Here is a 7,825-nt window from a genome sequence, read left to right as displayed (position 1 = left end):
TCTAAGCGGAGAAGAGCCATGAGCTTTATGAGTTTGGAGTGAGAGTGGTTTTTCCTACTCATAAATTTGATAACCAAATTGCAGGTTCTCGAGTTGAGCATGAATTTATTAATATTGGCCAACTGCTCTCGACAGGGTACTTTTTTGAAACCAAAGAGTGTGATGTGCAAACTGGGACAGACAAACATTTTTACCCTGGTTTTCCTTTGATCGGTCAGCTTCCATTTATTAAGACTATCCTCGATGCTGCTGAATTAAACCCTCAATATGATGAAGATATTTTGCATTGTAATCAGCATGGCTTAAGTCCGCTTGGAGAATATCTTGTGAATCGTATGATTGATAGAAAGATGCTGATTGAGATGGACCACATGAGTCCAGATACGGCAACGACTGTGATGGATATCGTTGAGCAGAGGCAATACAGCGGCGTAATTTCATCTCATAGTTGGATGAACACATCAAGACTTGGTGGGCTACATAGCAATACCAAGCGATTGATTCATGCGGGCGGTTTTGTTGGACCTTACAATGGAGATGCATATCAAATGCAAGGCAAAGTGTCTAGGTATCTCGATGAATTGGAAAAAACGCCTTACCTTGCAGGAGTCGGAGTCGGTACGGATATGAATGGTTTGGGGACACAGCCGGGTCCGAGGTTTGATTCGTCTAGCAATCCTCTCAAGTATCCTTTTGTGTCTGAGTTTGGTTTAGTGTTTGACAAGCAAGTATCAGGAAATCGGGTGTTTGATTTTAATCAGGAAGGGATGGCGCACTTTGGTATGTTAGCCGATCATATTCAAGACATGCGTGAACAAGGTTCTGAGCGGGTTTATGAAGCGATTATGAACTCAGCAGAAGCCTACATACAGATGTGGGAGCGAGCAGAAGCAAATGCCAGTGAGTCTTATATTGAGCCAATATCCGTTAGCGTCTTAGAACCAGGGGGTCACAAAGTTTACCACTGACCTATCAGCTAAGTAGGAAATAAATAGCTAGCGTACATATTGATGTTTGGTATGTACGCGACTAAATCTTTTTATAAAAAATGTTGATAATCTAAGACTGAGTTTTTCTTTCCTGCTGCTGGCGCTCGGCTGCATTAAATTGGCGAACATCCAATTTTGCTATGTCATTACACTCCGCACATGAGTGATGGCATAACCCATCAATATACTCATGTTTCGCAACTAGGCTTAGTTTTTTGCACCAATCACAAACACCTTCAATAGTAAACATATTTCTCTCCTAGAGCTATTCTTCGGTGTTATTTTCGGCGCGAATTATTACATGCCCAATAAATAAAAGTTAACTATTTGTTATTTGAAATGCGAGTGGAATCGATTACGTAAGTGAGTGTTCAGAAAAAGGGCAGAAGGCATTGGTTATTGTAAGAGAGTTATCTTTGTAGCTGAACGCTGACATGATGAAGGATAATTCTGAGTGCGCCATTAAGGCGTTTCATTTCATCATCGCTGCCTTTTAGATCAGGGTGATAAATCTTGCATAACTGTTTATATCGAATTTTTATGTTCTTCTCATCTGGTATAGCATTGATCTGGAAGCCAAACAAAGCACAAGCAAGGGAGAGCTTTTGGTCTTTTGCAGGAACTGCAGTAGGTTTAGTTGTACTGTGGTGCTGTGATGATTGAATTTTTTTAAACTGTCGGTAAAGCGTTTCTAGTTGTTTTTTTTGCTGTTTTAGTTGTTGATTTTTATCATTTATTTTTGATTTCAGTTGGCTTTTTTCTAACCCGAAATCAGTTTCTGATGTTCCAGATTGAAGGGACAAATTGCGCATTTTTAAATGATACCAAACAATGACCATGATCAGCAGAGTGGAAAACCCCAACAAGACATAGATAAGACTATCATTATTGACTGACGAACCTAGTACTTTTTTGGCAATAGGATCAAGTTTAAGGCTGAGATCGTCAAATTGAATTTCCAATTGTTCTATTGATGAGATTTGCTTGGCTCTTTGGGCATTAAATTTTTTTTCTAGCACACTTGAATAGGCTTCTTCTGCTTGCGGATTTCCAGCAGATGCGGTTCGATACCATACCTCTGCCAAATCTAGTGTCTTTGGGAATTGGGGTAAACTTTCATAAACTTTGCCCAAATTGATTTGAGCATCAGTACTGCCTTCGAGTGCCAAACGAGTTAACCAGTAGATAGCTTCTTGTATATCACGTTTTGAAGCTCCTTCTTCAAGGTAAAGGGTCGCTAAGCGAGCAGCAGCTTGTGAACTACCGTTATTTGCTGCTTGTTCTAGCCAATACAGAGCATCGACACGTGAAGTTGGTGAAGAAGTTGTCAGAAATTGTTCAGCAAGTTGGACCTGTGCCTGAACGTCATTATTTTGCGCTTTTGCTGTTAAAGCGTCTATGGACTCTGCCATACTAAGAAAGCAGAACAATAACAGTGAAAAGCTAACAAATTTCAATGTATTCCTTTTTGAAGTAACCTGACTGACCTGACCTATAGTGTAATGTATTTATCTGGTAATGAGAAAAATACTATAATAAGCCAAGTCAATGTGGTCTATTTAAGAGGGAGTATTTTAATTTCTACACGGCGATTACAGGCACGGCCTTCAATGGTAGTGTTCGTGCAAATGGGAGAGCGCTCACCGTTGCCACGAGCGATCGAACGGCCAGATACAACACCTTTAGAAATAAGATAAGAACGCACAGACTCCGCTCTTCGCTCAGATAGTACTTGGTTCGTCGTATTACTGCCTGTGCTATCGGTATGTCCTTCAATAACAAGGCTTGTATCAGGGAACTCAACCTGAAAGTGCAGCCGTTATCATCATTGCTAAAGCTAATTTTGTCACAAATGTATCTCCGTATGCGTTCATTGTTGGGGGTACCAATGCGAGAGCTATGATACAAACCCCAATTAATGCTACAGATGATATTTGTGTCAATTATATAAGTGTTAATTTACTAAACATTTACTGATATCAGACAGGGTTGGATGATATGTAAACATGTCACGAATTGCTACTGTGAGTTTTTGCGTAGCATTTTTGGTGACTGGGTACCATCAATAGGTCGGCTGACGGATACAGAGCGGCCTTTTTTTAAACCAACTTCATAGTCCTCAGTTAGGTTTTTCATAGCTTCTTGCAATTGTTTCTTGAAGGTTTCACGATCGATGTTTTTGAATTCTTTATCTATATAATCATCAATCTTCTTGCAGGAGTCTTCATCTGGATTGATCATCGGTAGCTTTTCAAGCGCGCCTTCCACCCAACCTGAAACGAATGAATTAACTCGGCGAGTGACTTCTGTGTTTGAAGTACCAGTTCCGGCAAAGCTGTTACGAAATTTTCCTGTTTGTTCATTGAGTTCGCGATACACGATATCAAACGCAAATGCGGCAAATATTGCGCGATCTGCTTCACCAATAAATTCAGCTCTCTTTAGCCCTTTATGGTTGGTTAGAACTGCTTCAACACCAAATTTGGTGTTGATGCCACGAATAATTCGAAGCAGGGTTGAATTGATGCTAGAAGGTAAGAGATGTGTCGATTGAGTTTTACCCATCTTAATGAATTCAATATCGTCTTTGTCTAAGCCATATTTGAGCATTAGACTATGTGCCATTTTTATCGCATTGGCGGCTTCATTGACATTGGCAGAGTTACCAAGCTCAAGACATTTAGCAATCTTTTTTAAGGCTTTTTGTTTACCCATCGACAACAGAAAATCCCACTACTTTCTAAAGAAGTCGGATATTTTAACTCTTCTGACATTAAAACGGAACTCTTGAAGCAAAAAACTGAGGGGAACTGCATTTATTAAATGAGTACAAAAAGCCGCATTATGACCATGCGGCACGAAAAAGAATGTACATATTTCGCCTAAATACCCAGATCATCCATCAGATCAGAAGATTGTGTATTTGAGCTTCCTTTGCTTTTTTTCTCTTCTTTTACATCCATATCCATTAATGCTTGTTCCAAAATGGAGTCAGCGCTTTCTTCTTCATGAGTCTCAAACTCTTCAAGCTGGATAAATTCCGTTTTATCCATGGCAAGCTCTAAATAGAAAATATTGCCAGTCTCAGTAGAAAACGTTACTCGACGAGCTTGAGGTCGGTCAAGGTTGGTGTCGACTGATAAAATGACTTGTTTATTTAAAGTAAGCATTTTCGGTTGGTTTTGAGTGATATGAGTTTGCAGATCTTTACGAATTTGGTTGGTAAAGCCTCCCACTATCTGGTTCATGAGCTCACCTAATACATCCGCTACCTCATCTGAGGTATGTAATGTGGCTAATTCTTCTTCTGGCATGCCCATATGACGCATATAATTCGTATAAAGCTCTAATGCTGCTTTTGATGCGAAATTGATCACAACTAACCCAGAGAAGCCGCCGTCAAATAGGACAAAGCAGCCAAAGTCGGGTTTAAGGCCTGTTTTAGTAATTTTTTGTACCATTGCAGAATAATGGATTTCTGAGCCTGTTGCTTCGCTGAGTATGCTTGATACGGATTGACAGAGTTTTAATAGAATATCTTCTGTAGTGATGATCTGATTCTTTTTCATTGAGTGCTCTCTTGTAAAAGATAAGTTCTAACTAATACATAATGACTAAGTGTGGATAAGAAATTAGATAAGTGCCATTTTCAAATCGTATTTCTGTTTTATTCACCCTTTCAAATGTTGTAAAGTGACGGAAATCATAAAATTTTATCCTTTTATTAGGACCCGTTACTGTTAGGAACAGTGAGGTAGGGGGCAGGAAGCAAATGTTACCAAGATTACACTTACAATCTGATGTCGATCCAGCTGTACTCAGTTTTCTCGAAGCACTGAAAAACTCGGGCTTTGAGGGAGACATAGAAAGCCAATACTCTAGTCGGCTTGCTGTTGCTACCGATAATAGTGTTTACCAACAACTCCCTCAGTCCGTCGTTCACCCAAAATCTACTCAAGATGTTATTTTGATCGGTAAGATAAGTAGTCAGGGCAGGTATGAAAGAATTACCTTTTCGCCACGGGGTGGAGGTACTGGTACAAATGGTCAATCTCTCACTTGCGGTATTGTGGTTGACTTATCTCGTCATATGAACAAAGTGCTTGAAATTAATCCAGAGGAAGGTTGGGTTAGGGTTCAAAGTGGTGTGGTAAAAGACCAGCTAAATGATGTCATCAAGCCCTACGGTTATTTCTTCTCGCCAGACCTTTCAACTAGTAATCGGGCAACAATTGGAGGAATGATCAATACTGATGCTTCTGGACAAGGGTCATTAAAGTATGGAAAAACTTCGGATCATGTTTTGTCTGTACAGGCTGTGCTTGCTGATGGTTCATTACTTGAGTCTGGTATTTCTCAAAAACCGAACAATAATTATGCGTGTCAAGCGCTACAAGTTACAGAGCGCGTTTGTCGTGAGAAACGTCAGCAAATCAAAGCGAAATTTCCGCCTCTAAATCGATTTTTAACTGGCTATGACCTAAACAATGCGATTAACGAGGAAAGTGATCAGTTTGATATTACTCGTGTGCTTTGTGGGGCAGAAGGATCTTTGGCCTTTATTACAGAAGCTAAGTTAAATCTTACTCCAATTCCTAAAGCAAGGATTTTAGTTAACGTTAAATATAATAGCTTTGATTCGGCTTTGCGTAATGCCCCTTTTATGGTTAAAGCGAGTGCACTATCAGTAGAAACTATCGACTCTAAGGTATTGAATTTAGCTAAGCAAGATATTGTTTGGCATACGGTGAGTGATTTGTTGACTGATGTGCCAGGCAAAGTGATGCAAGGCATTAACATGGTGGAGTTCGCAGGTCACGATGTTGAGGAAATTGATCAGCAGTTAAATGCGCTGATTCAAAAGCTTGATGTTATGATAGAAACAGATGAAGCTGGTGTGATTGGGTATCAAGTATGTCGTGATTTAGCCAGCATAGGCCGTATTTACAATATGCGTAAAAAAGCAGTAGGTCTGCTTGGTGCTGCAAAAGGTCGAGCAAAACCAGTCGCCTTTGCTGAAGACACTTGTGTACCTCCAGAAAATTTGGCCGACTTCATCGTTGAGTTCCGTCAACTGCTCGATTCTAAGTCGCTTTCCTATGGAATGTTTGGTCATGTTGATGCAGGTGTCTTACATGTTCGTCCTGCACTCGACTTATGTGACCCCAAGCAAGAATCCTTAATGCATGAGATCTCTGACCAAGTGGTTAAACTGGTATCTAAATACGGTGGTTTGATGTGGGGAGAGCATGGAAAAGGGTTTCGTTCTGAATATGCTCCTGAGTTCTTTGGTGATGAACTTTTTACTGAGCTTAGGAGAATTAAAGCTGCTTTTGACCCTCTCAATAAGATGAATCCGGGAAAAATATGTACACCGTTAAATAGCCAATCAGACTTGGTAAAAGTCTCAGGTACTAAGCGCGGTTTTTATGACCGTCAGATAGATGTCAAAGTTCGAGATAGCTTCAAGCAAGCGATGGAGTGTAATGGTAACGGCCTTTGCTTTAACTACGATACGGCTTCTCCAATGTGTCCATCAATGAAAGTCACAGCTGATCGTCGCCACTCTCCAAAAGGGCGAGCAGGGCTAGTGAGAGAATGGTTACGGCAACTTACCGAACAAGGCGTTGATATTCTTGATTTAGAAAATAAAGTACTCACTGGTAATGTGTCTATCAAAGCAATGATTGGTAGAGTTCGAAATTCATTGAAAAAGCATACAGAGTATGACTTTTCTCACGAAGTGTTGGAGGCAATGAATGGCTGTTTGGCATGCAAGGCGTGCGCTAGCCAATGCCCCATTAAAGTTGATGTTCCAAGCTTTCGCTCAAGATTTTTGAATATCTATTATTCCCGTTATCAACGCCCTGCAAAAGATTATCTTGTTGCCAATATCGAATCTCTGCTGCCTATCATGGCTAAAGCACCAAAGCTTATTAATGGTATTTTGAATCAAACTTGGGTGCAGAAGCTGACTGCTTCAGTTATCGGTTATGCCGACCTCCCGTTGATGTCAGTGCCAACTCTATGCACACGCGTGAGGAGTTTTAAGCCATTTAATCTGGATGAACTAATGCATTTGTCAGATGGTGATAAAGCTAACCATGTTGTTATCGTCCAAGACCCCTTTACTAGCTATTATGATGCTGAAGTTGTCGAAGATTTTGCTAAATTATTAATAAAATTAGGTAAAATCCCCATTTTGTTGCCATTTAAACCTAATGGAAAAGCACAGCATGTGAAAGGTTTTTTGAAACACTTTGCCAATAGCGCTGAAACTACCGCAAGATTTTTGCAGCAAATTGCCGATATGAATGTTTCTATGGTAGGGGTTGATCCAGCATTAGTACTTTGTTATCGAGACGAATATAAGGAAGTCTTGGGTGATAAACGAGGAGATTTTAATGTACTTAATGTCCATGAATGGCTTGAACCGCGTTTAGGTGAATTCAATCCTGTCGCTTCCACTTCAAATGAAGAATGGTATTTGTTTGCTCATTGCACGGAAAAAACAAAAATGCCGAATGCTGAAAAAGAATGGGGCAAGATTTTCGCCCATTTCGGTGCAAATATTAATACGGTTGCGGTTGGATGTTGTGGCATGGCAGGTACGTTTGGTCATGAAGTTGATAAACTTAAAACTTCGCAGGATATTTATAGTTTGAGCTGGAAACAGCAGATAGGACAGTTACCGAAAGATAGATGTCTGGTCACAGGTTATTCATGCCGAAGCCAAGTTAAGCGATTCGACGATATAAAAATGAGGCATCCGCTACAGGCGCTTCTAAAAATTGTTTGAATAATCTTGGCCCAGCAACAGGTACTGAGCTATTTTT

General features: G+C 40.2%; 6 protein-coding genes and 1 pseudogene. 2 read left to right on the top strand and 5 right to left on the bottom strand.

Annotated elements, in window-relative coordinates; all coding sequences use genetic code 11:
- The first annotated feature begins 44 nt into the window (after positions 1–44).
- Complete coding sequence (locus KO511_RS13715) at positions 45–968, top strand: membrane dipeptidase (RefSeq protein WP_215987979.1); 924 nt, start codon at positions 45–47, stop codon at positions 966–968.
- A 91-nt stretch (positions 969–1,059) separates the two neighbouring features.
- Here KO511_RS13715 and KO511_RS13710 read toward each other — a convergent pair whose 3' ends face one another.
- The 5 genes and pseudogenes from KO511_RS13710 to KO511_RS13690 form a co-directional block, all read right to left on the bottom strand.
- The gene (locus tag KO511_RS13710; RefSeq protein ID WP_215987978.1) at positions 1,060–1,239 is read right to left on the bottom strand and encodes a hypothetical protein; all 180 of its coding nucleotides are present in this window, start codon (positions 1,237–1,239) and stop codon (positions 1,060–1,062) included.
- A gap of 160 nt (positions 1,240–1,399) precedes the next feature.
- Positions 1,400–2,446 carry a J domain-containing protein gene (locus KO511_RS13705; protein WP_215987977.1) on the bottom strand — a complete coding sequence of 349 codons (1,047 nt, stop codon included), beginning with the start codon at positions 2,444–2,446 and terminating at the stop codon, positions 1,400–1,402.
- A gap of 98 nt (positions 2,447–2,544) precedes the next feature.
- Positions 2,545–2,793, bottom strand: a pseudogene (locus tag KO511_RS13700) (OmpA family protein); the annotation flags it as partial.
- 215 nt (positions 2,794–3,008) lie between these two features.
- Entirely contained in the window at positions 3,009–3,704 is a 696-nt protein-coding gene (locus KO511_RS13695) for a DUF2786 domain-containing protein (RefSeq protein WP_215987976.1), read from the bottom strand.
- Positions 3,705–3,871: 167 nt separating this feature from the next.
- The gene (locus KO511_RS13690) at positions 3,872–4,558 is read right to left on the bottom strand and encodes a DUF3334 family protein (RefSeq protein WP_215987975.1); all 687 of its coding nucleotides are present in this window, start codon (positions 4,556–4,558) and stop codon (positions 3,872–3,874) included.
- Between the two features lie 203 nt (positions 4,559–4,761).
- On the opposite strand from KO511_RS13690, the gene ydiJ reads away from it, so the two are divergent.
- Positions 4,762–7,788, top strand: a complete 3,027-nt coding sequence (ydiJ, locus tag KO511_RS13685; RefSeq protein ID WP_215987974.1) for a D-2-hydroxyglutarate dehydrogenase YdiJ — start codon at positions 4,762–4,764, stop codon at positions 7,786–7,788.
- Positions 7,789–7,825: the final 37 nt, after the last annotated feature.

The organism is Vibrio hepatarius, assembly GCF_018860525.1.
Taxonomy (GTDB): domain Bacteria; phylum Pseudomonadota; class Gammaproteobacteria; order Enterobacterales; family Vibrionaceae; genus Vibrio; species Vibrio hepatarius_B.
Note: the sequence above shows the minus strand (reverse complement) of the source record. Positions and strands in the feature narration are given on the sequence as shown.

What these genes read in the sequence shown, in the direction of transcription:
- KO511_RS13710 (WP_215987978.1), bottom strand. Translation starts at nt 1,239, where the DNA reads ATGTTTACTATTGAAGGTGTTTGTGATTGGTGCAAAAAACTAAGCCTA.
- KO511_RS13690 (WP_215987975.1), bottom strand. Translation starts at nt 4,558, where the DNA reads ATGAAAAAGAATCAGATCATCACTACAGAAGATATTCTATTAAAACTC.
- ydiJ (WP_215987974.1), top strand. Translation starts at nt 4,762, where the DNA reads ATGTTACCAAGATTACACTTACAATCTGATGTCGATCCAGCTGTACTC.
- KO511_RS13695 (WP_215987976.1), bottom strand. Translation starts at nt 3,704, where the DNA reads ATGGGTAAACAAAAAGCCTTAAAAAAGATTGCTAAATGTCTTGAGCTT.